Genomic DNA, 24,059 nt, shown 5'->3' on the forward strand with positions numbered 1-24,059 from the left:
GCGCAGATTTATAAATCGTGTTTTAACTGATACAGCATCTCAAGTGCTTGCTTTGGTGTTAAGTCATCTGGGTTCATGCTTTGTAACGCCAGCTCAACTTTAGAAGGAGAGGTGGCAAACATGTCACTTTGCAATGGCGACGTCACAGGTTCTTTTACTGATGCTGCTTGAGTCACTGCTTGGATTGGTTTAACAGGTTGCTGACTGTCGTTAATTTGAGTTTGCTCTAACGCGACTAGTTTTGATTTAGCTTGATCAATCACATGGTTAGGCACACCTGCAAGCTTGGCCACTTGTAGGCCGTAACTTTGGCTGGCAGGGCCTTCTTCCACGTGGTGCAAAAACACAATGTGATCGTTATGCTCGGTGGCGGTTAAATGCACATTGACTACGGCTGGGTTTTGCTCGCTCAGTTGTGTCATTTCAAAATAGTGGGTGGCAAATAGGGTGTAAGCGCCTACTTGCTGGGCTAGGTGTTCAGCACAGGCCCATGCCAGAGACAAACCATCAAAGGTGCTGGTGCCGCGCCCCACTTCATCCATTAATACCAAGCTGTGCTCGGTAGCGTTGTGCAGAATGTTTGCGGTTTCGGTCATTTCTACCATAAAAGTAGAGCGGCCACCGGCCACGTCATCACTGGAACCCATGCGGGTAAAGATGCGATCCACCAAGCCAATATTGGCAGCCTGCGCTGGTACATAACTGCCAATATGGGCCAGTAATACAATGTGAGCCACTTGGCGCATGTAGGTGGATTTACCACCCATGTTCGGACCGGTGATGATGAGCATGTTGCGTTTGTCATGAAAGCTTACATCGTTGGCTACAAACGGGTCTTCGATCATGGCCTCCACCACAGGGTGGCGACCTTGCTCAATATTCAGCCCCGGCTCTTGGCTTAATTGCGGGCGCACGTATTGTTGAGTAATGGCTCGCTCGGCTAAGTTTGACAGTACGTCCAATTCACAAATGGCGCTTGAGGTGTCTTGCAGTTCGGCCAGTTGCTGAGCAAGGGATTCAACCAATTCTTCATACAAGGCTTTTTCACGGAACAGCGCGCGACTTTTACTGGAAAGTGCCTTATCTTCAAATTCTTTAAGCTCCGGCGTGATAAACCGCTCGGCATTTTTTAGAGTCTGGCGGCGAATATATTCGGTAGGTGCCTCGGTTGCTTGGGCTTTACTAATTTCAATGTAGTAACCATGAACACGGTTATAACCCACTTTTAAGGTGCTTAAACCGGTGCGCTCTTTTTCGCGCACTTCTATGTCCATTAAAAATTGACCAGCGTTTTCGCTAAGGCCGCGTAGCTCGTCTAGCTCTTCATCAAAGCCTTCTGCGATGACACCACCATCACGAATCACCACAGGTGGATTTTCAATTACAGCTTTTTGTAAAGTAGCTACGGTTTCTGGGTAGGTACTAATGCGTTTACCTAGCTGGGCAACGGGCTCATTATCCACTGCATGAATGGCGTTTTGTAATTCCGGCAGTACCGCCAGAGCATCACGTAGACGGGCTAAGTCTCGTGGACGCGCACTGCGTAATGCCACACGACTTAAGATGCGTTCAATATCACCAATTTGCTTTAAAATGCCGTGAATATCTTCATAGCCGTAGCTTGATATCATGGCACCGATAGCACTCTGGCGTTGCTCTAACGTGGTTTGATCTCGCAGTGGGCGGTTTAACCAGCGGCGCAATAAACGCGAACCCATGGCGGTGGCGGTTCTATCCAGCACCCAAGCCAAGGTGAAATCGGTATGACCGTTAAGATTCACGTCGATCTCTAGGTTTTTGCGTGTAGCGGCGTCTAGCACAATGGCGTCATCGGCTTGTTCCACCAATAACATACGAATATGAGGTAAGTCGGTGCGCTGAGTTTCTTGGGCGTAATGAATCAAACAGCCAGCCGCTTCAATGGCTTGTTTAAAGTCTTGGCAGCCAAAGCCATGTAAATCTTTGGTTTGAAAATGGGTGGTTAATAAGCGAAATGCGGTTTCAAACTCGAACTCCCATGCTGGTAAAGTTTGGCTGCCAGCACGCTTACTTAAGGATTCTGGGTAATCTTTATCTTCATTGAGCAGCAGTTCAGCTGGGCGCAAACGTTCGATCTCGGCCAGTAAGGCTTCTTCGCTTTGTACCTCAATTACCGTAAAACGGCCAGAGCTGATATCCAATGATGAAATACCATGACATACCTTATCGCTGCGACCATCTTTATAACTGCTTACTGCCACCAATAAGCTGTCGCGGCGTTCATCCAAAAAGCTTTCATCGGTTAGCGTGCCCGGTGTAATCACCCGCACCACCTTGCGCTCAACTGGGCCTTTGCTTGTGGCAGGGTCACCAATTTGCTCCGCCACCGCAATGGATTCACCCATTTTCACCAATTTGGCGATATACCCTTCAGCGGCATGATACGGGATACCCGCCATAGGGATAGGCTTGCCACCGCTTTTACCACGGGCGGTAAGGGTGATATCCAACAGGCGCGAAGCCTTCTTAGCATCGTCAAAGAAGATCTCGTAAAAATCCCCCATGCGATAAAACACCAGCTGATTAGGGTGCTCCGCTTTGATGCCTAAGTACTGCTGCATCATAGGTGTATGTTCTTGATTTTTATCGCTTTTAATTGGTTTAGGGGCAGTTTTACTGGTGGCCATAGGACTGCTCTTTTTTAATGCTAAATAATGGATATAAGCGGGCAATTGTACGGCAATATTAGGGGATGGGTAAGGGTTGACAAGTTAAACAGTGACGGGGAAGGTAGGGCACTGATTTTTAGTACCAATTATTAATAATAGCAATCACCTCCTGCCTACACGGGTCACGAAGCGTTAGATGAAGTGGGCCTAATTCATATGAACGGCCGGATATACGATCCAACATTGGCTCGTTTTGTTCAGGCTGACCCGTTCATTGATGGTGTGACGAATACACAAGGCTATGCACGCTACACTTACCTTAAAAACAACCCGTTAAATGCTACTGACCCAAGTGGTTTCTTCTTGGATAAATTAGGCGATAGCATTGAGCAGTTTGGTAATTGGTTAAGTCATGATCCTGTGGCCCAAGCGATCATTACGATTGCTGTATGCGCTACACCAGGTGTTAATGCCGTTGGCTGCGCATCATTTGCTGCAGGTATGACGACAACGACAACCTATATTGCCACAGGGGATTCAAGTCAGGCGTTTAAAGCGGGTGCGTTATCCGCAATGTCGTCTTTTGCCTTTGCTCAAATAGGAGATGTGTTCTCAGCCGCTTCAGGGATGCAAGGAAGCTGGCAGCATGTACTGGCCCATGCAACCACGGGTGGTGTAATGTCCGTCTTGCAAGGCGGTAAGTTCGGGCATGGGTTTGTGAGTGCAGGGGTTGCTAAAGGTTTAAACGTGAACCGCATCATGACTGGAGAAGTAGACTTTGCGGCTCGCTTTACACGCATCTCATTGGCTGCGTTAATAGGTGGCACGACTTCTGAATTAACAGGTGGTAAGTTCGGAAACGGCGCAATCACTGCGGCTATGGCGCAGGCGATGAATGGGGAAAAAGCTCAGGATGAGATTGCTAAAAAACTAATTAATCCAACAGGTGGAGAAATTCGCAATGATAGCGAAGGTGATGGATCATGGAAGGCAAGTAGAGGAAGTAGGGAGCACCTTGCATTAGATTTATCGGCTGAAAATGAACAGTTAATAATATCTCCTGTGGACGGTAAGGTTACATATTTTGAGGGGGCATCTACTGGTTACCCAATAGTTGATATTGTCCCTTCTGATAACAGTTTAGGTATAGACAAGATTCGAATGTTATATTTAGAAGCTCCTGCTGGGTTTACTAATTGGTCTTCAACTAATGTGAAGTCTGGGCAAACAATTGGTTCTTTGACGAATATTAATGAGCTTGTGAATTTTGAGACTGGAAAAGTTTATTCTTCTGGAGTAACTCCGCATGTTCATATACAAGTTTATAGGGAAGGAAGATTAGTTAATCCAACACCTTATTTTTTTAACGGTAAATGATAAATGAAGAAAGTATTAAGATTTAATTATTTACTCTATTCTATCTTTTTATGCTTTGGGTGTTCCACTCAAGCAAGCTCAATTGTTGGTGATTGGAGCTTGATTGAAAAGAATACGGGATGCCCATATTCAATCTTATTTAGAAAGAATGGTGTTTACGAAATATTAAATGATTGTTATGGGTTTGATCCTAAGCTGCCTATTGTTGAAAAAGGGAGGTTTTATATTGGCAATAATGAAATATCATTTACCAAGCGTGAGATTTTTTCTGAGTATAATTTCTTAGGCAGTAATGGATTAAGCTCAGTTAAAATTTTAAGTTTAAATGATAAAGAATTAGTTATTAGCGTCTGTTCAGGTGTAAATAATAAGTGTTCTATCGATAGGCTAATAAAACGCAGTTTAAAAAAATAATAACTCATTAGGTGGTGAGTGAATTCGCTTGGTATACATAAGTGCACAACTTTCAATGCAGCCACTGGCCGCATTGAAAGTGCTGACCTAAGTAATACCTTAGGTGCAGTGACCACAACGTATCAATATGATGGCTTTGGTAACCTACAAGGTAAAAACTTCAACGACACCTACAACTATCAATACGAAAGCCAAGGTGTATTCAACAACCGTTTGCACACTGTGGATAACTCTAACCCGTTTGATTACGACGCCAACGGTAATATCCGTAACTACAAGGGTAAAAACATAGAATACAGCGTATTCGATAAACCCACGCGTATAAACGCTAACGGACATGTTACCCAATTTAAATACGGTACGGGTCGCAGCCGCTATCAACGTTTAGATCAATTTGGTGATGGCAGCTTTAAAACCACACGCTACATTGGCAGTGTAGAAAAAATAGCTCACTCGGATGGTAAACAAGAAATCAAACGTTACCTACCCGGTGGCGCAGTGATCACTATTGAAACACTCAATAGCATCACAACTGAAACCATCCACTATCTACACAAAGATCATCTAGGATCAGTGGATATAGTCACTGACTCATTAGGCGATATCGTACAAGAAATGAGTTTTGACCTATGGGGCAATCGTCGTGATGCCACCGACTGGTCGCAAATGACACTCATCGAATTAATCGGCTTTAATAACAGCCTCACCACCCGTGCCTACACGGGTCACGAAGCGTTAGATGAAGTGGGCCTAATTCATATGAACGGCCGGATATACGATCCAACATTGGCTCGTTTTGTTCAGGCTGACCCGTTCATTGATGGTGTGACTAATACACAAGGCTATGCACGCTACACTTACCTTAAAAACAACCCGTTAAATGCTACTGACCCAAGTGGTTTCTTCTTGGATAAATTAGGCGATAGTATTGAGCAGTTTGGTAATTGGTTAAGCCATGATCCTGTGGCTCAAGCGGCTATCACCATTGCATTTTGTTCTATTCCGGCCGTTGGTACTGCTGGTTGTGCATCATTTGCTGCAGGTATGAGTGCTACAACAACCTATATTGCCACAGGGGATTCAAGTCAGGCATTTAAAGCAGGTGCGTTATCAGCAATGTCGTCTTTTGCCTTTGCTCAAATAGGAGATGTGTTCTCAGCCGCTTCAGGGATGCAAGGTAGCTGGCAGCATGTACTGGCCCATGCAACCACAGGTGGCGTGATGTCCGTCTTGCAAGGCGGTAAGTTCGGGCATGGGTTTGTGAGTGCAGGGGTTGCTAAAGGTTTAAATATCAATAAAGTAATGTCAAATGACACAGGATTTGTGGCAGATGCAACGAGAATTACCCTAGCGGCTATTGTGGGTGGTACAACATCAGAACTAACCGGTGGTAAGTTCGGAAATGGTGCGATGACGGCTGCATTGGCGCAGGCGATGAATGGGAATGCGTCGTTGGAGAGGGAGCAAGAAAAAAATAAGTATTCAATTAAAGTAAATGGAAGGGAATTGAATCCAGATGGATATGTATTGGATAATGATGCGCTCAGAGATAATGTTGCTGACTTGTATTCCGATTTAGTGGAAGAATTAGGAACAGATAAATTTCAATTTAAAGTTACAGGTGGTGATAGGTATATTGGAGCAGATGGTAAAGCATATTCAAGTACAGATGATTCTTATATAGGGAAATCAGGTAAAGCTCATGTTCGAGGAGATGCTGTAGACTTACGGATAAAATATAATAATGGAAAGCTTGTACCTGTAAACGTTGTAAGTCAATCTGTAAATAAAACAAACTTGATATTTGACCCAAATGCAATGCCACATCACTACAGTGATAGACATTATCATTTACAATTGCCTAGGAATTTTAAACCATGAATAAATTTATAGTTATAATATTAACCTTTTATTTAATGGCTCCGTTTACTTTGGCTTGTGAAACTGATTCTTCTGATAAAGAAGTTGAAGGGTTGTTGGATGATTTAGCACAAAGTATGGGTATGGAATTTGTCTATGGTGATAAATTCCCCAATATCAACCCATACGGAAGTTATGGATCAAGTTTTGTACTTGATCCTGTTGTTAAAAAAGGTGTTGAAAGTAGTGTGTTTTTTTTGGCAAGAAAGAAGAAGTCCATGTCAGTTGAAATTGACTGGAAAGATACTAATAGTCTTATAAAAAATTACGATTACTTTTATATTTATGCTGAAAAAGAAGCTAAGTCTAAGAGTTTTAAAGTAAAAGATTTGATAAGCAATGGTGTGGGACTGTTTGGAATGACACTTTATTATGGTTGGGTTGATTTAGATACTAAAGAGTTTAAGTTTGTTGATAGTGATGTGGTAATTGATTCAAAAAAAATTGATAGAAGAAAACTGAGTATCGCGATCTTAATTTCATCTATGTCTTCTACAAAATTTCTATTTAATTATGATGGCAAATGGATTCAATCAGTTGAACTAGAGATCTAGTACATAATAGATTGTTATCGTTAACGAAGTACCAAGACACGAACTCTATACCGTATTAGAAATGGACTTACGCGGAAACGTTACCGAACAACGTGTTGGTAACGGCGTAGTGACTACACAAAGCTTTAATGAAGCCACAGGCCGTATTGAAAGCATTAAGTCTTATGCGCAACGTTTCTTATTCAGCCAAATCCAAAACCTAGAATACTCATGGGATACCTTAGGTAACTTAGAAGAACGAAAAGAACTCAGTGGTGGCAAACACCTAGTTGAAAACTTTACCTACGATGCCCTTAACCGCATTGAAAGTGCTGACTTAAGTAATACCTTAGGCACAGTCACCACCACCTATCAATACGATGGTTTTGGTAACTTACAAGGTAAAAACTTTAACGACACCTACGACTATCAATACGAAAGCCAAGGTGTATTCAATAACCGTTTACACACAGTGGATAACGGTAACCCGTTTGATCGATGCCAACGGTAATATCCGCAACTACAAGGGTAAAAACATTGAATACAGCGTATTCGATAAACCCACGCGCTACATTGGCAGTGTTGAAAAAATTGCACACTCGGATGGTAAACAAGAAATCAAACGTTACTTGCCGGGCGGTGCTGTGATCACGATTGAAACCACCAATAGCATCACAACCGAAACCATTCATTACTTGCACAAAGATCATCTTGGCTCAGTGGATATGGTCACCGATGCTCTAGGCGACATCGTACAAGAGATGAGTTTTGACCTATGGGGTAATCGTCGTGATGCCACCGATTGGTCAAAAATGACGCTCATTGAATTAATCGACTTTAATAACAGCATCACCACTCGTGCTTACACAGGTCACGAAGCAATATTAAAATGATAACGTTTATATTTTCATCAAGCTGGACTCATCAAAAAATTAGCATGTATACTTTTTCATTTCAGTACTGATATTGATATATTAGGCCGTCTATTATCTGGGTTATTGGATTTCTATGTATATTAAAAAACTAACTGAAATGAGAATACCTACTTGCATAATTTTGGATAGGTTACGCCAGAAAAGGGTTTTTATCGCATAACGAACAGGATTTTGTTCAATTACATCTAGGCGTTGAAGGAGGTATTTAGACCGTTGAGTTTCTGTTTCAAGTGATTGTTGAGCATGTTTTTTTTGATTAATCAACATTGTCAGGAAATCTGTTGCATTTAGTACTTCAATGTTACTTTTCCATGTAGAAATGTTTGATAACTTTTTAGTTTTTATCGGGATTGAAGATCCTTGGCGTTTCTCTACCGATGTATATTGAAAGGGAATTCCAAACTGCTCATAAAAACGGTTTCTTCTGTATCTAGTTTCATCTGTTTTAGCATCTACAGGGGATACACGAATTGACTTGACCAGGGTGTCAGGCCATTTTTTAGACCACGAAACAATTTCGTTCATTATATAGGTTCCAATTCGATGACCACGAAGAGAGCTATCTTGGATCATTACATCTCCACCAGTCAGTGACACTTCTCCTTTTAATGGGTTAACATAAGCCGAAAAATGTAGCTTTGATACACCTTGATTGCTGATAAGACTTTTTTCTGAAATTACTTCACCTGTAAATGTTAGTTTAATTTTCTGAAAAGATAATGCACCATCTTTCCCATACACTTCGTTGGACTCTTCTTTCCTAGTTAACAATACATAGAATGTAGTGTCGCCAATTAAATTTTTGTCATAATCAAGTATTTCTTTAACTACTAATCCAAATTGTTCAAAAGTAACAGGCATAAAGGTTCTCTAAATTAAAATTTGTTTGGATCATTAAAGGCTATAGCGAAGTAACTTTTTTAATAGATCGTTTAATTTACCGTCAATCAGACTAAATACAATAATTCGTAATTGCCACAGGGCATCAATAATAATTTTATTCAAACTGACTACTGGATAGAAGTTTGAGAGGTACGTCACGAATTTATAAAAATGAACTTAATTCGATAAGGCGTTTATTATCGAATCTAAAATTTTAATTGGAATACAGGAAGCCTGGAGAAATCTTCATACCATCCAAATGCGAGAGTTCATGCCTATTAAGCAGTCGTAAGTGGTATTCGTGAGGGCTAATTCTCCTTCCTAACTACAATCAACTCTCAGGTCTGTTAAAGCAAATCCTACAATAGCTTCGCGTACCTGATTATCCAATTCATTGTCTCTTAATGATTCAGGCTCGATTTCATAAGCGACTATCGTTTTCTGGCTTCAATGACGCGGCTGAAACGATAATTTCGAAACTCACCTTTCTGTATATCTAGAGCACGACCTGTATCTTGCTCATATGCAGGGGAAAATTGAGAGCTAATCTAATGTCGTAAGAGCGAAATATTCTATGTTCGAGGTGTATATTGCTATTACAAAGCAGCTTGGATCTAAGTCGATCGGTTATAACGGGTAGGTACTTGTAGAATGTAGAAAGTTCCTCGATGGTGGAATCTTTATCAATCGTCACTAGGTCTATCCATTTAGACCTAGTGCCAGGATCCTTTATTCTTTTTATCAGGTCGTTGTAATTAGGGCAATGATAAAAGGACTATGCTAGAATCTCATACGCGAGACTCTTTTTTATTGTGAATTCTTCGGATAAGTTAAGGGCTTGTTTTTTTACGTTAGATAGTAAAATTTCAGGAGTTTTCATAGTATCTCCAATAATCTTGAGTACCGCCTAGAAATCCACCCGATCTAAGCTGAGTTCATTTATTTCAGAGCATGAATGATATTTAGGTTTTTAAAAGGTTGTTTCGTCGGTAATAGAGAGAGTGGATAAAGCAGTCCCTACCAGCTTTCTTACATATCCTAATGTGATTCGAAAGGTTAATCAATACCAAGATTCACAGTCTGTTGTAGGCTATTTAAGTCTATTTAGATTTGCTAGATTTTTGTATTATGTCATGAAACCGATGATCAATAGATTTTGCAATGATAGAAGATAGAGTGCCTTTAGAACGCAAGTTTTCTCCAGTACAAAATGAAGTGTCTGATATTCCTAGCTACTCTACTCAGTGGGATTGGGGCTCGCCTGTTGGCGAAAAAGGATGGGTTGATTTAGAGCCCTTATTTAGGGTGGTGATTCTTTCAGATGGAGGGGCTGGTAAGACTTGTGAATTTGAATCCCAGGCTAAAGCAATCTCAGAAAATGGGCGAAACTCATTTTTCATACGTATTGAAGATATTGAGGATGATTTAGGCAGTGCATTTGAAATTGGTTGTAGTGATGAGTTCGAAGAATGGTTATCTAGTGAAGATGAAGCTTGGTTTTTTCTGGATTCCGTTGACGAGGCTCGCTTGGAAAGCCCAAGGGCTTTTGAGAGAGCAATTAAATGTTTTTCGAAACAAATCATAGCAGGTATTAAACGAGCTCATATCTTTATCAGTGCTAGGCCTTACTCATGGCGTTTTAAGTCAGACCTAGAGCTTGTAAATAAGTGGCTTGCTTTCCCCAAACCGAAAGCTTATAGGGAAGATGTTTCGGAGGTTTCTGAAACCGATGATGTTAAGCTCGATGAGCTTCATATCTTTAGTCTTGAACCTTTAAAGTTAAAAGACGTAAAGCAGTATTCTAATTATCGAGGGGTTAAGCAGATTGAGTTATTTATCCAAGCGATTGAAAGAGCCAATTTAATTGAAATGGCTGCTAGGCCATTCGATCTAGATGGGTTGATACGCAAATGGAATGATGATCAGTGTTTAGGTACCCGCTTAGAGTTGATACAACACCATATTGAAAATCGACTTGAAGAAAATAATCCAGATAGGGATTTCTTTAATAGCTTAAATTTGCAAGAGGCAAGGCAGGGGGCAAGGCAGTTAGCTGCGGCTTTAGTTTTGACCTCTCAGTCTTCTATTCAAATTCCTGATAACCATTATGACAGACCTGGTATTCAAGCTGCCAAGATATTGCCTGAATGGAGTCATAAAGACCTTAATGCTCTACTTAGCAGTGCACTTTTTGATGGTGTGCTCTACGGGGCAGTGAGATTTCGTCATAGGGAAATTCGCGAGTTATTAGCGGCAGAGTGGTTTAGCGAACTGCTTAAAAAAGGGAACTCACGTACTCAAGTTGAATCGCTAATCTTCAGGTCACAATACGGCCTAGAATTTATCGCCCCCTTAATCCGCCCAGTTATGCCGTGGCTAATTCTTCTAGATCAATCTATTCGCCAACGAGCTTTAAGATTACGTCCTGAAATAGCCGTGGAGGGGGGGGATGTAGCCAGTTTGCCATTGGATGATCGAATCAGCATTTTAAAGGGAGTTGTTCATCGGATAGCTAATGGCATTGATGAGGGTGGAGCTGGGCATAATGAAGCGATCCTAAGGATTGCACTTCCAGATCTTACAGAAACAACAAAAGAATTAGTTTTAGAATATTACGAAAATGATCACGCAATTTTTTATCTGGGGCGTTTGGCTTCGCAAGGAGAGATGCATGATTGTAGAGGTAGTTTCCTACCTATCGCTTTGGATCCCAATAGGGAGGTTTTTGCGCGCATTGCTGCTATTAGAGCAGTAATGACAAACACTGAGGTTGAAGCGGCGGAAGCCATCTGGTCCAAAATTAGTGCGAAAGAATTGCAACTGTCACGTCGTTTGTTGGCTGAGGTAGTTAAGAATACCTCCTTTAGTGAGAGTACCCTCCCCCTGTTAATTGATTCCATTGGTAAATTAGAGGCCTATTCTCGAAATAATGTATCTGGATTAACCTATGCAGTTGAGCAGTTCATAGATCAGTCTGGCGATACATGTGATGAAAGTCTGTTATTTACTGCAATTGAAGGAATAGGAGATTACTTAAAAAGAGAGCCTTATGTTGATAGGTATGAGTGTCAAATATCAGCTGAATTTGTTTGGTTAGTCCCTATTGCCAAAAAGCTGATTTCTTCGTTATTAAAAATGAGAGCGCCCTCAAGTTTTGAAGAGCCAGTAATTTCAACTTTGCTGACATTAATAACTATGCCGAAGGAAGGATTAGACGGTATTGAGCTTGAAGAAGATCCATTATCCAGGTCAGTGTCTGACTGGAAAGAGTTTAATGATAAATGGTTCTGGCACTGTGCATCTCAGGTTAAAAAAAGCCAGGATAATAAAGATAAAAAATACCCTAGTTATTGGTTGATTGAATGGAAAAGCCGTTATTGGAGCTACTCCCATGATGATTTTGATAGGGTTATAAAGATGGTAGAAGACCGGGGTAACCTTGATGAAAAAGGAGTGGCTTTATTTCTTGCCTTCAAACTTTATGAAAGTGCTGGTGGATTAAGTGAAGACTTAGAAAAACTTTATGGCGTAACTAAAGAGCATGCTGAATTAAGTGAGAGGTTAAATCGGTGGCTTAACCCTGTCGAATCTGAAGAAGAGAAAAGGATTAAGGCGGAAGACTCAGCTAGAAAGCTCGAGAGAGATACAAATGAGGCGAAAAAAAAGGGGGTTCGAGAAAAGTGGATTAGTGGGCTTAAATCAGACCCAAATAGACTTCGTGAATATACTGAGCTGGATAAAGGAGAGTGGGTTAATGAACATGTGTGGCTTTTATCAGAGTTAAGTAGAGTAGAGAAGCGGCAGTGTAGTAGTGGGTTTAATGGTAATTGGCGTGCTTTGGTTGATCTTTTCGGGGATGAGGTTGCTATGGCATTTAGGGATGCTGCAATTAAGATCTGGCGAAACTTCAAACCTGAATTACTATCTGAAGGTGGGGATCTTAGTACTAGGCTATATAAACAGTCTTTTGCCATGTTTGGTCTTGAGTGTGAATTTAGTGATGAAAAATTTGATCCGTCAAGCTTATCTCAAAATGAAGCGATTATAGCATTGAGGTATGTACCACATGAGTTGAATAACTTGCCACCGTGGTTTCAAAAATTGTATTTGCTATACCCTGTTGAGTCCCTAGAGTTTGTGATGCAAGAGTTGCTTTACGAGCTGAGTCATCATGATGGTAAGAGTGACAGCCTATATTTGCTTTATAAGATCTACAATCATGCTGATTGGCTGCATAAGGATTTAATTGCACCATTAACAGGCTGGCTTAGCGCTAATGTTTTAAGTCACCCTGAGTATTTAAGACAGGTATTCTCCATCCTTATTAATGGTGGAGTATCACCTCAGTGGGTTCGTGAATATGCTCTAGAACACTTAGAAAATGAAGAAATTGAGATACGGCCTTTCCTGTTTGCTTTGTTAGTAGATGCGGATGCTAGTGAAGGAATATCTAAGCTAGATTCTTGGCTTTCAAATCTAAGTGCGGAAGTGGCAGTTGAAGCCGCTCAAAGCTTTATTAATTGTTTGTGTGGTGATAGATACGAGCAAGGTGCAAAATTTCATAATTATAATACTCTCCGTTATCTGAAAGAGTTGTATCTAATTATTCTCAGGTTTATTCGATTGGAGGATGATATTGAAAGAGCAGGTACAGGGGTGTATAGCCCAGGGCCTAGAGACTCGGCACAATATGCTAGAGATAAACTGAGAGGTGACCTATTTGATATTCCTGGCAAGGAAACTTATCAGGCGTTGTTGGATATTGCGGGGAGCTATAAGAGTAAGCACTTAAGACAATCGGCTGAACTAAGCGCCTATAAGCGTGCGGAGTTGGATTCAGATGTGCATAAATGGGCTGTTTCAGATATACATGATTTTGCTAATACACTTGAACGAACACCTGCGACTCACAAGGAAATGTTTGATCTGGCAGTTTTACGGTTGAATGATTACAAGAATTGGCTTGAAATAGGTGACGATAGCCAAGCATCTCTTTTACAGCGGGTAGAGTTAGAAGATGAAATGAGAAAGCCAATTGCCTATTGGCTAAATCAACATTCTCATTCTCGTTACCATTGCAGTGAGGAAGACCCTTTAGCAAATGACCAAAGGCCAGATATTCGATTCATGAATAATCAAGTATCTAATCCAGTTCCGGTTGAATTAAAACTTCTTGATAAAGGTTGGAGCGGGTCTGATCTGTGTGAGCGATTACGAAATCAACTTGTAGGTGATTACTTGCGAGAGGATGGTTCAACTTGTGGTGTTTTTCTACTTGTTTGGCAGGGACGTGAGAAAGAGAGTCGTAACTGGATGATTGATGGTAAGAAGGTTGGAGTAAAGGATCTTCAAAATGCTCTAGATTGTTATTGGCAGGGTATTTCCTCCAATTACCCTGGTGTGGAAGTAATAGAGGTCATTGTAATAGACCTAACAGTAAGAGGGATGAAATCAGAGCATTAGTCTTCTAATGGTGAATGGTATTAATAGTTACGAGAAAGATTTTTTGCACGGGCTCAAAAGTGCTTTCTAGACAATAGTGCCTGTAAACTGAAAAACGTCTAAAGCCTTCAAGGACTTCAAGTGGTCTTGCGGGTTCACAACCTCTCAATAAGTAGCCTTCTGGCAGGGACTTTGTGTGAAGTATGATTGGTCTACCTGGCCATTTCTTATGTTCTGTTAAGTACTCTAGAATACGTTTCATTGGAGCTTCAGGGTCAGTCATGACTCTAAGTTGGTAGTCCCGGTCATTAAGCTGATCTAGATTTTTGTCTACAGGTGAATTTCGCTGAACCTCATATGCCTCTATATGGCTTCTTGAAATTTGCTCCTTGCGTATATTAAAAAATTCAATCGGCAGCTCGATAAAGTCTTCTATACAGGCATTGTGTTCATACAGCCACGTACGGACGATTTCTTTTGGTAAATTGGGTAAAAGCCTTCTGACTCTTTTTATATAGTTGGTGGCGCTTTCATTTTCGTTTAGTTTGTTTAAGGATTCTAAAAGATATTTTAGTCTGACCTGATCCGGAAAGTCTCTGTCTACTATCCTTAGGTGTCTATTTAATAATAGTTTGCTCTCCCAATACTCCTTTGGAGTTAGCCCTTTAATGGTCATAAGTAACCCCTTTTATTTTTACTCTTCTATTTCTTCAGTCTTAAGTTGAAGTTCTCTACTTGAAAGCTTCGCGATTAGGGCTGGTGGATCTATAATGATTACACTGTGAAGCTGGTGAGTGCAGCCTTGATTTTCAAAATAGGCGCTTGAATAATACATTATTCTGCTGTAGTTAAATTCAAGAATACTGGCTAAATAGTCTAAATCATCAGGGTATTTAGACGCTTTTCCTCTCTCTTTATTTTTGAGATTATCTGTCAATTTTATTTCGAGCTGGAAACTTTCTTGTTTAGCATCATAGGTCAAAACCTTACTATATATGCTGTTTACTTCTTTCAGATTAGAAAAGTTTTCATCTGAAACGGGTATAAAAGGCGTTCTCCCTGCTATGCGATCAAGGGCCACTTTGTTGATATCCGCTCCTCGTGCAATTGGATGCCATAGTGGGTAACTAAGATCTATGAAATCGTTATCGGATATACCTAAGTCCTTGTGTGCTAGATATAGTAAAAGTAGCAGAAGCTTGTTCTTTATAATCACTTCCTGAGTTATAAAGAGTTTTTCTTTTGGCTCAGGGTTCTGACCGTGAAATACTTTATTTCTAATATTAATAATGTGGTTAAGGTCATCTTTATTTAGATCGAAAATGGAGAATATTTTTTCTGGTATACTTTTTATAAGTTCATTTAGTCTGTCTTTAAATGTCGGTACGCTAGTGTTTTTCATGCTATTTATATATTCTTCAACAATTGGTCGAAGTGCATGATCTTGAAGAGTGGGATTATTGAAGAAGGTATTAACACTCTTTAGTAGTTCTGATTTTAGAGCTTTGAAGCTTGAGGATTGAAGCTTATTTGTATATGTCTTTCTTTTTCTATCTGAAAGTTCATCTAGAAGTGAAATTACGTTGGAGATTTCCATATCCCAGTATCCTTCACTTCTTAATGAAGTTGCTAACCTAGCCCAGTGCTCTTTACGAGTTTTTTGGTTTTCGTCAGAAAAGAAGCCGTTTAGCACGTTGGACCAGTGTTTCCCATTCTTTAAGCTTCCTTCTGCCAATAGAAAATCCATTCGCGTCAGATCTAATGGTGCTTGTTGATAATAGAAGTTAGGATAAAGTCTAAAGCTTGTTTTATCTGACAAGACTTCAATAAACCGGATGGCTTCTGGTTGCCCCATAAGGATGCTCATTAGAGTGAGGAGCTCATTTGCATGAGAGTGAATATGATCAAGGCTTTGAGGTTCTTGGTATTCAACACTTATGATGTGGAAGCTATCAATTTCAGTCACATCATGAGTTTCACCTTGCTTTGTTTTGTATCGGTACTGAGTATAAATCCGAAATGGTTCTTGAATTGATTTGATGTTTGTATTAAAGCAGGACTTCCTTGCTTTCAGGATTAAGTCGTCTTTAGCTTGCTCAAATTTTCTTCCACCATCAAACCATTGTGAACTCAATTCAAAGCGTACATTAAATCCTTTGAAATGGGTTGAGTCTGTTTTACCTGAAAGAATGTACCTAGGATAAACTTCAGTACCATATACATCGGCATGAAAAAAACTTAACCAAGTAGATCCGCATGACCACATACTATGTTCCAATAAATTTAAGCTCAAGCTCTCTTTTAATGTGACTCTAGCGGCGTTTGTTGGTGATAAATGTAGCTCCCCATGTATGGTTTTACCGTCTATTTTACACTTGGTCGACTCATTTACAGTTGTTGCAAAGTCAAAATTCAACATGCTATGCCTTAATTTCTTGGTATTTAAAAAATTTGTTAATATTTTAGTTTATCGATTTCGTGAAGTATCTCGCGGTAGAGAGAGGCTGACCAAGGTGAAAGTATTGCAGCTGCTCCCTTATACCAGTCTAGATTTGGGGCTGATGGATTGTTCGGGCTGAAATACCTATGCTTGAGGTTGGCAAGCATCATCTCTAACTTTTGATTCCCTTTTATCGAGGCGATGGTAATTTCACTTTCTGTGAATGTTTGACTTGGATTTATTATAAATTTATTGTCTTCGAGTAGTTTTGCGAACCATTTTGCGGGTTCGTTTTCATCTGAGTCGAAGATGTATTCAGGAATATTGCGCCAGAAGTCGCAAATAGCGTCTAAAAAATCCAGTATCTGGCTATTTGATACTTCCAACCATTCTGGGTCTAAATGCTCTTTTAGGAGCTCGTCTTGTCCAGTTCTTCCAAAATATTCAGGGAGTTTTTTTAACTCATTGAATGAGCCTCCTTCGCCATGTTTGAAAACATTGCAAACCATTCGACATAAATCCAGTTTTGGATAAAAATTTTCTGCTTTTACATTCCAGCCTAAAGATGAGATAAGTTGGATTAGCTCATCAGGTGTGGCTTTGCTTACTCTTTTTATAACGTCCTCATTAACTCCCCAGTTCCTAATTTCATTGGTCATCCATTTCTTCAGTTCTTGCTCCCATTTGTGATACATACTGGCAACAACGGCAAGGTGCATAACCCTTTTTAGTTCCTCAAGGGAAACTCCAAAGTTCATTGTATACTCGTATGCCCGTTCTAAATATGATTCTGGGTCATCTGTCTCCGGATTAAAATTTTGAGAAGCTCTGTCTAGATACTCATTCCCGTGATTGTCAGCCTCTTGTTGGATGTCATCGAATGCTTTTGCAAGCTTGCCTAAGGCCTGGTCTACGAAAAATGTTTGTTCTTCAATTAAGAGCTCTTTGTGTGTAGACCAAAGATATAGAATTGGCTGTGACATTAAATTGCCCACCCTAATAGCTGAAATACAAAGTTCAATAAAATCACGTCCTTGTGCTCCTGTAAACCTGGCATTGAAATTATCCGACTATATTTAGTAGGTCACTCCAGAGATGGCGATAGCCATAAATCTAATTGATTGCTTTCGATTATTGTGTATTGTAAGAATTAAGTATTTTGACCTTATGCCTTTGCTCAAAATCTATAGATTTAAGTTTTTTACTATATGAGTCTTAACTTTTTTGATTTCATTTATTAATACGGGAATTTTAGATGATCTTAAGGATTGGATATTTTCAATAGAAGTTGTTCTGATGTTTGGAAAAAATTCTCTTTTTATTACTGAGAATGTTTCTTTAAAACATGGTCGATGAAACATCTATGAATCCAATTCCCTGATATATTCATCGCGAATACTATTTATTGTTGAGTAATATGGTAATGAGGATATTCCACGGATTTTATTTAGCATAAGAAAGAATATATTATTTTCACTTGTTTCAATTTTTTGAATTATTAATAGGAACTTTTCTATCTCTTTTAAATTAGTGATTTCTGGAAATGATTTGAAATCAATTAGATCATCAGTGTTTTTAGATTGTTCTAAAACTTCTTCGGAGTTCATTTTAAGCTCTCTAGATAATCACCTTTACTGCATAATTCTACTGCTAGTGTATCTACAGATACCAATATAGATAACTGAATCATTTTCAAACAACACGAATACTCGTAAATTGAGCTGTAGTGGCCATAGAGCCATCACAGGCAGTTGCCAATAGCACATAGCCATTTGATACAGCATTTCCCCTCAGGCTTCCGGATTGTCCGGTTCTTGCTAAAGCCCATATCTTTTTCCCTTCTTTTAATACTCCGGCGGTTTCTAATTCAAACCCTGCTTGTTCGTTTAAATCCCTGTAAAATCTCAAGATTTCCCTAGGTTGCACAACCTTATATCGATTGCCAACGACCGATAATGCGGTGTTGGTATCTGATCGATACAATACCTTCTTGTCTTCAAAAGACTTAATCTCGCCTAGAACATCACTTTGTCCAGTAATAAAGCGAACAGGGGACTGTCTAATTTTCCAGTCCATCCCAGCTTGTTTTGCCCATATCTCGATTGGTTGATTGGCGGGTAGATGATTACCCAATCCGTGCCAAGGGGTGCTACCTTTATACGCCATCGTTTCAATTTGATGTGACATTTTTAATACCTATTTCTTTCGTTTATTTATGATTTGTGTTGAGTGTGAATGTGTGCCCGCAAGATAAGCACATGCAGTTGTCTAGTACGTTTTCATCAATACTCTCACCTAGAGCGGCTCCTAAAGACCCACCAGCAATCCCTCCTATGATGGCACCTGCCGCAGACCCAAATGGTCCTGCAATTAATCCAACAGTTGCACCAACTCTTGCGCCAAGTGCTCCGGCAGTGAAACCGGCTGTCGTACCAATGACGGCTCCTACTTTTTGAGCGGTATTTCGAGTATCGATATTGTCTGATTTACATTTGGGGCATGCTTTCATGTACTACTCCGATAATTGAGGTCTTAAATTTCACCCACTTTAGAAGGTGCTCTCAAAATAATGATGTAGTTATGAAATTGGCTGGAACACGCTGGAGATAGCAGGAAAGCGTTAGTTGCTATTGTTCGAAAAAAGGGGGGGATATGTCCCTCCCTAAGAATTTATTTCTGCATTACATTGAACACTCCACTAACAATAAGGAGTTTTAACATGGCAAAATCAAAAGGCGGTATGAACCAAAAACAGCTTGATCATCATGCAAATCAGCTGAATCCGAATAACCCAGCATTCACTGCCCGCATGAATAACCATTCAAATCAATTGAATCCGAATAACCTAATGTTTAATGGCGGAACGAGTGGTGTTACAGGAAATGCAGTATCTCCATTCGATTTCATGAGAATAAACGGTAGTAATTCAGATCAAGACAAATAAAGGGGAGGGACTCAATGCTGATAATGGGAGTGATCGACAATATCCATCTTCATGGATTTGGTAGCAGTAGTATTAATAGTAGCCTTGAGTCTCTTGGCCTCAGTGAAAATCAAATATTGAAGTTTAAAAAGCCGATCGGTGAAAAAGGTTATAAGTCACAGGCTAAAAAGAATGCACTATTTAATAAGTTTTTTGAAAAAAATTGCCTCATAGATGATAGCTTCAAGGTTAGGTTCCTGGAATTACTGAGTAAACCTTGGGAGCCAAACCAGAAAGCAGTTTACGAACTATTCCCTGAATATTTTAACCGTAATATGACGATCCATGAGTATGCCTTGTGTGCTATTGATGTCTTAGTGGCAGATATGATTCGAGATACTGGAGAGCTAAGAAAAGTGGTTATTGCAAATAAAGATGGCTTTTTAGGGAAGCTGCTCGCTGCAACAATCAGAGATAGTACTGGAAATGACCGAGAGTTTACTCTGAAAATTAATATTGAGTTAGCCATCGCAGTCGCTTGCGCATATGAGCACGATAGAAACTACATATCTGGTCAGGCCGTTCCGATGATTCCTATTTGGCTAAAACAACTAGATCGCTCAAGCAGCCTAAGAGCTCGATACTTTGAACTACTTAGGGAAGGGCTTAAGGGGCAAGGGGTGTCCTTTCAGAAACTATTAGATCATAAAACCCATCAAGATAAAGAGAGTGCTAGAACATTGATAAGACGTTGGGCTAAGGGAGAGAATAGACCCAGTAAGGCGTTGGTATATAGGGTGTTTGAAACATTATCTAAAGTCGAAGAAAATAAATACGATCAGCTTAAGTTGCTAAATCATTACCAGTCCACTTATAAATGCATACTTGCATTGGATTACATATTTCACTTAATACCAAAAGACCCTGAATTTGTAGCATTTGTACGTAACCGGTATATGTTAATTAGCCATGCTTTAAAGGTTGAGGCTGTGACGAACTGGGGGGCGATACCAATGATTGACTTAGCTGCTTTCTATTCAGTTTTAACTACAGTCAGCAGCTCTCCGGCAAAATTTAAAGATAGGTATCTTTGTCCTTGTTGCTATCTTCCCTCGTTAACAGAAAGAAACCAAAATCAGATCTGTGGCGTTTGTACCTGGCAAGATGATGGGCGAGATTCTGATGACGAAGATGACATAGGCCTACATGGTTGTAATCGGAATTATTCTCTAGCGGATTCAAGAGCTAACTTTCAGAAAAATCAAAGTAAGTTTTCTAAGGATGATGAAGCGTTTATTTCTCCATCCGAAGAGAAGCTTCAATTAATTGATTCCTACAAACGAGTATTAATTACTGAGAGCGAAGATCATTGGGCTGAAATGCTGGATTTGGAACAGGCATACCACAAGTAGAATAGGAGGGCGTATTTGGTGGTTGTTCTTTGTATAAAAAGCATACAGTTTTGATGCGGATTTTTTAGTGTAAGTCCCTGTATAGCTAGCACCTTTATTTATTTAAAAACCCTTTTAAAACAATGACCTAACACTGCTGCATCATAGGCGTATGTTCTTGATTTTTATCGCTTTTAATTGGTTTAGGGGCAGTTTTACTGGTGGCCATAGGACTGCTCTTTTTTAATGCTAAATATTGGATATAAGCGGGCAATTGTACGGCAATATTGGGGGATGGGTAAGGGTTGAATTGATTGAATAAAAAACCAGTTGATCATTTGATTAATAGATTTAAACGTTTGTAAGCACCACTTACGCCCCGCGGCCTAAGTGGTTTTCATGAATCCTAATAGAGCTTAAGCTTGGCAAAGCAAGTTTAAGAAGGCTTTCGATTCATTACGGTCGGTGAATTCAAATAGGTGCGAGCCTTTTTGATCTTTCACGATAACGTTTAGTTTGTTAACGGCAATGGAAACCACTGGGGTTTGAATTGAATAATGTTGACCTTGATGTGTATAAGGCATAGTAAATAAACTCTTCTAATGTGCGCAAAAGGCGCTGTCTAAGTAAGAGCTGGATTATTGTTGTAAGGATTTTTAATAATTACGATATCCGTTCCGAGGACATTCAATATGGCTCGAAAACATGGACAATAAGTTAGCTCTGTTGTTTTTGTCGTGTTGTCTAACTGAGAGGGGAAAGGCAAAACACAAATTACCCGTGGGTAATAAGTTAAATAAACTAGATGGGAATAATTAACGCATTTGATACTACGCTTGTCTGGTTAAAATGTAAACACTTATTTGAAGTCACCTTGATAGAGAGGGTTGGCGCTGGGTTGTATGTCCCATGCTCGTATTGAATGAATAAGCTGAATTATTCAATTTACGTCACTAATGGGCCGACTATTATGTTTATACACTAGGCGAAACTAATCCATCTTCTCTGCTTTAACTAATTCGACTCTCTATTTTTAATTAGCTGTTCATTAAGGGCCAGTAGGGAGTGTAATAGACGTTTTCACTCGCCTATCATCAGGTGTAATTCTTAGCTTTAATTTTCTAATCATGCTTCATGTGCATGATTTTTTCTGGCGAGGGTGGCTTGTTATTTTTGGCACTGGTGATTATGTCTAATCTATTTGTGTACTATTGAAAAATCATTCTGTATTCCATGAGAAATTTATGGACGCTAGAGAGATCTTCCATAATACTGGCTCGCAAGCAGTTCTCTTGAATAAAGAAATTGTGAATAATAATTCAGTAAAAAATATAATCAAAATTCGCTTAAACATTGTTTGGCGTATTTGATTCAAATCCCCTATATGGCTTTAATATCGTCCGATATTTAATTGATATCGAATGGCATACTTTAACTGATTAATAAGGAATATTATGTTTAACCTAACTAAGGTCGCAGCAGTTCTAGCTGCGTTGGTCTTACTGGCAGGCTGCGACAAAGCCGAAAAAATGGCCATAGATAAAGACTTACTCACGCTGGCTAAATCAAATGATACCTATGTTTGTTCAGCTGATCCAAGTTGGATAGTTGACCCAAGTTATCCTACAGAAGTTAAGTACGGTAAAAATGCTCAGATTTGTCAGTTCTATCAGTTTTCTTGGCAAACCTTTATTAATTTAATGTCTACGCCTAGTGGCGCAGAGCGTAAATATCAGAGTCAAGCCAATTACCCTGTATTCCTTGGTGACGAAGTGAGTTCATGCGCTAATCAATCAATTGCATCTCAGTTGTTTCTTCGCACACAAAAAGATGTTCACACTACTTCCGCCGATTTTGTATTACCAACCGGTGAAAATCAGGCATTAGGTGATGCGGTTTTATATGATCAAAATGGTAATATTGTATTGTATGAAGCGCGTTTTGATCGGAATATGTGTCAGGTAGCAAAAAATTCCCCAACGTTACCGCCATTGACGACAGAGATTAAATCATCATGGCGGAAAATTACGGATTCAGATAAACCAGATTATATTTGGATTCAGTCGGACACTAATGGTAACGGAGCAATGGATTCAGATGAAATCTACGGACTTGTGGGTTTTCATTTAGTTAAAAGCACCGAACTGCATCCTGAATTTATTTGGGCCACGTTTGAACATCGTAAAAATGCACCGGATTGTCAAAAAGTAAGCCCTGCAGCTGCAAACAAAGACTGGAGCTTTACGAGTGAAACTTGCGCAAACTCTTTACCTAACCCAAGCGATGGTTGTGATTTTAATAAGACGTTAGACCATGAAGATACTCCTGCCCACGTGGGTACACCAACAGAAGTGTGCCAAGTGTATGCGCAAGGCACGCGCGATGGCGATAATCAGTCTGAAAAGAATAGATCCGATATCATTACTATTAACGCTGAGTTAAATATTATGTTTAATTTACTACCAAGTAGTAGCTCATTGGCCGTACTTAAAAACTATGAACTTGTGGGAGCGTTATGGGAGAACGATGTCAATCAACCGTCTTCAGATATTAGTAATTTGAGGGGATCAATCCAGCTTGCCAACACCACTATGGAAACGAATGCTCAACAAGGCTTTGGCACTGACTCGAATGGCATTCCATATACAGGTCCAACCCAAGATGCGGCTGCTAATTGTTTTTCTTGCCATGGTTATTCTGGCCCAACTAAAAATGCAGGTGTAAGCCATATGTTTAAGCATATTCATGGTGCTACCCAAGAATAAATAATTTATGAAGCATTAACGTTGTTAAGATTAAACCCTTGTATCGTACAAGGGTTTATTCATTTTCTCGTATAGTTAATCATTTACGATCATAAGGTATTCTATAGATGATTTTAAAACCCAATTAAATGTTACTTAGGTTTATAGGTGTGTCTAAGTTATCGATTTTGGGTTTTTCCTTTATATGTTGCTTGAATGAGTAATGTCACTTTAGTGTTTAATAATCACGTCTTCTTGAAACGCCAATTTTTCATCTTTAGTTATCACTTTAACTATATGAATCTCCATAGCTTCTGTGCCTAAATTTTTCTAATACTAGACATACTGGTGCCGTTCGGCGTACTAGTGCTAGATAGAAAGCCATATTTTGTTAACATATAGCCTTATTG

The 24,059-nt window shown here is 39.7% G+C and carries 18 protein-coding genes and 1 pseudogene; 10 read left to right on the forward strand and 9 right to left on the reverse strand.

The window, feature by feature from the left end; genetic code table 11:
- Nucleotides 1-8 precede the first annotated feature (8 nt).
- Nucleotides 9-2,666, reverse strand: a complete 2,658-nt coding sequence (mutS, locus tag ABWV45_RS09920; protein WP_353351179.1) for a DNA mismatch repair protein MutS — start codon at nt 2,664-2,666, stop codon at nt 9-11.
- Between the two features lie 159 nt (nt 2,667-2,825).
- Here mutS and ABWV45_RS09925 point away from each other — a divergent pair.
- The 6 genes and pseudogenes from ABWV45_RS09925 to ABWV45_RS09950 all read left to right on the forward strand — a co-directional run.
- Nucleotides 2,826-4,025: pseudogene (locus ABWV45_RS09925) on the forward strand (RHS repeat-associated core domain-containing protein); the annotation flags it as partial.
- Between the two features lie 3 nt (nt 4,026-4,028).
- Entirely contained in the window at nt 4,029-4,439 is a 411-nt protein-coding gene (locus ABWV45_RS09930; protein ID WP_353351181.1) for a hypothetical protein, read from the forward strand.
- Nucleotides 4,440-4,457: 18 nt separating this feature from the next.
- The gene (locus tag ABWV45_RS09935; RefSeq protein WP_353351183.1) at nt 4,458-6,320 is read left to right on the forward strand and encodes an RHS repeat domain-containing protein; all 1,863 of its coding nucleotides are present in this window, start codon (nt 4,458-4,460) and stop codon (nt 6,318-6,320) included.
- A complete protein-coding gene (locus tag ABWV45_RS09940) occupies nt 6,317-6,913 on the forward strand; it encodes a hypothetical protein (protein ID WP_353351185.1) in 597 nt (198 codons plus the stop codon). The genes ABWV45_RS09935 and ABWV45_RS09940 overlap by 4 nt, the downstream gene beginning before the upstream one ends.
- A 61-nt stretch (nt 6,914-6,974) precedes the next feature.
- Complete coding sequence (locus ABWV45_RS09945; RefSeq protein WP_353351187.1) at nt 6,975-7,403, forward strand: hypothetical protein; 429 nt, start codon at nt 6,975-6,977, stop codon at nt 7,401-7,403.
- Entirely contained in the window at nt 7,384-7,785 is a 402-nt protein-coding gene (locus ABWV45_RS09950; RefSeq protein WP_353351189.1) for a hypothetical protein, read from the forward strand. Before ABWV45_RS09945 ends, ABWV45_RS09950 begins: the two co-directional genes overlap by 20 nt.
- Before the next feature lie 102 nt (nt 7,786-7,887).
- On the opposite strand, the gene ABWV45_RS09955 is transcribed toward ABWV45_RS09950, so the two are convergent.
- The gene (locus tag ABWV45_RS09955) at nt 7,888-8,688 is read right to left on the reverse strand and encodes a hypothetical protein (RefSeq protein ID WP_353351191.1); all 801 of its coding nucleotides are present in this window, start codon (nt 8,686-8,688) and stop codon (nt 7,888-7,890) included.
- Between the two features lie 1,182 nt (nt 8,689-9,870).
- Between ABWV45_RS09955 and hyoA the strand changes: the two genes are divergently transcribed.
- Nucleotides 9,871-14,172: an NACHT domain-containing antiphage protein HyoA gene (gene hyoA, locus ABWV45_RS09960; RefSeq protein WP_353351193.1), complete on the forward strand. Its 4,302-nt coding sequence runs from the start codon at nt 9,871-9,873 to the stop codon at nt 14,170-14,172.
- Between the two features lie 4 nt (nt 14,173-14,176).
- Here hyoA and ABWV45_RS09965 read toward each other — a convergent pair whose 3' ends face one another.
- From ABWV45_RS09965 to ABWV45_RS09990, 6 genes are all read right to left on the reverse strand, one after another.
- Complete coding sequence (locus ABWV45_RS09965; RefSeq protein ID WP_353351195.1) at nt 14,177-14,827, reverse strand: hypothetical protein; 651 nt, start codon at nt 14,825-14,827, stop codon at nt 14,177-14,179.
- Between the two features lie 18 nt (nt 14,828-14,845).
- Nucleotides 14,846-16,570 carry an ApeA N-terminal domain 1-containing protein gene (locus ABWV45_RS09970; RefSeq protein ID WP_353351197.1) on the reverse strand — a complete coding sequence of 575 codons (1,725 nt, stop codon included), beginning with the start codon at nt 16,568-16,570 and terminating at the stop codon, nt 14,846-14,848.
- A 35-nt stretch (nt 16,571-16,605) separates the two neighbouring features.
- Nucleotides 16,606-17,574 carry an HhH-GDP family DNA glycosylase gene (locus tag ABWV45_RS09975; RefSeq protein WP_353351199.1) on the reverse strand — a complete coding sequence of 323 codons (969 nt, stop codon included), beginning with the start codon at nt 17,572-17,574 and terminating at the stop codon, nt 16,606-16,608.
- A gap of 378 nt (nt 17,575-17,952) precedes the next feature.
- Nucleotides 17,953-18,198, reverse strand: a complete 246-nt coding sequence (locus ABWV45_RS09980; RefSeq protein ID WP_353351201.1) for a hypothetical protein — start codon at nt 18,196-18,198, stop codon at nt 17,953-17,955.
- 85 nt (nt 18,199-18,283) lie between these two features.
- Nucleotides 18,284-18,778, reverse strand: coding sequence for a DUF932 domain-containing protein (locus tag ABWV45_RS09985; RefSeq protein WP_353351203.1), 495 nt, complete (start codon nt 18,776-18,778; stop codon nt 18,284-18,286).
- A gap of 22 nt (nt 18,779-18,800) precedes the next feature.
- Complete coding sequence (locus ABWV45_RS09990) at nt 18,801-19,100, reverse strand: glycine zipper domain-containing protein (protein WP_353351205.1); 300 nt, start codon at nt 19,098-19,100, stop codon at nt 18,801-18,803.
- A 210-nt stretch (nt 19,101-19,310) separates the two neighbouring features.
- Between ABWV45_RS09990 and ABWV45_RS09995 the strand changes: the two genes are divergently transcribed.
- Both ABWV45_RS09995 and ABWV45_RS10000 read left to right on the forward strand, forming a co-directional pair.
- On the forward strand, nt 19,311-19,535 hold the full coding sequence (locus ABWV45_RS09995) for a hypothetical protein (protein WP_353351207.1): 225 nt from the start codon (nt 19,311-19,313) through the stop codon (nt 19,533-19,535).
- Between the two features lie 14 nt (nt 19,536-19,549).
- Nucleotides 19,550-20,926, forward strand: coding sequence for a CPCC family cysteine-rich protein (locus ABWV45_RS10000; protein WP_353351209.1), 1,377 nt, complete (start codon nt 19,550-19,552; stop codon nt 20,924-20,926).
- A 395-nt stretch (nt 20,927-21,321) separates the two neighbouring features.
- Here the strand turns inward: ABWV45_RS10000 and ABWV45_RS10005 are convergent, their stop codons facing one another.
- A complete protein-coding gene (locus ABWV45_RS10005; RefSeq protein WP_353351211.1) occupies nt 21,322-21,489 on the reverse strand; it encodes a hypothetical protein in 168 nt (55 codons plus the stop codon).
- 870 nt (nt 21,490-22,359) lie between these two features.
- On the opposite strand from ABWV45_RS10005, the gene ABWV45_RS10010 reads away from it, so the two are divergent.
- Nucleotides 22,360-23,670 carry a hypothetical protein gene (locus ABWV45_RS10010; protein WP_353351213.1) on the forward strand — a complete coding sequence of 437 codons (1,311 nt, stop codon included), beginning with the start codon at nt 22,360-22,362 and terminating at the stop codon, nt 23,668-23,670.
- The last annotated feature ends 389 nt before the right edge of the window (nt 23,671-24,059 follow it).

Origin of the sequence: Oceaniserpentilla sp. 4NH20-0058, from assembly GCF_040371755.1 — a bacterium.
In the GTDB taxonomy this organism is placed as follows: Bacteria; Pseudomonadota; Gammaproteobacteria; order Pseudomonadales; family Oceanobacteraceae; genus Bermanella.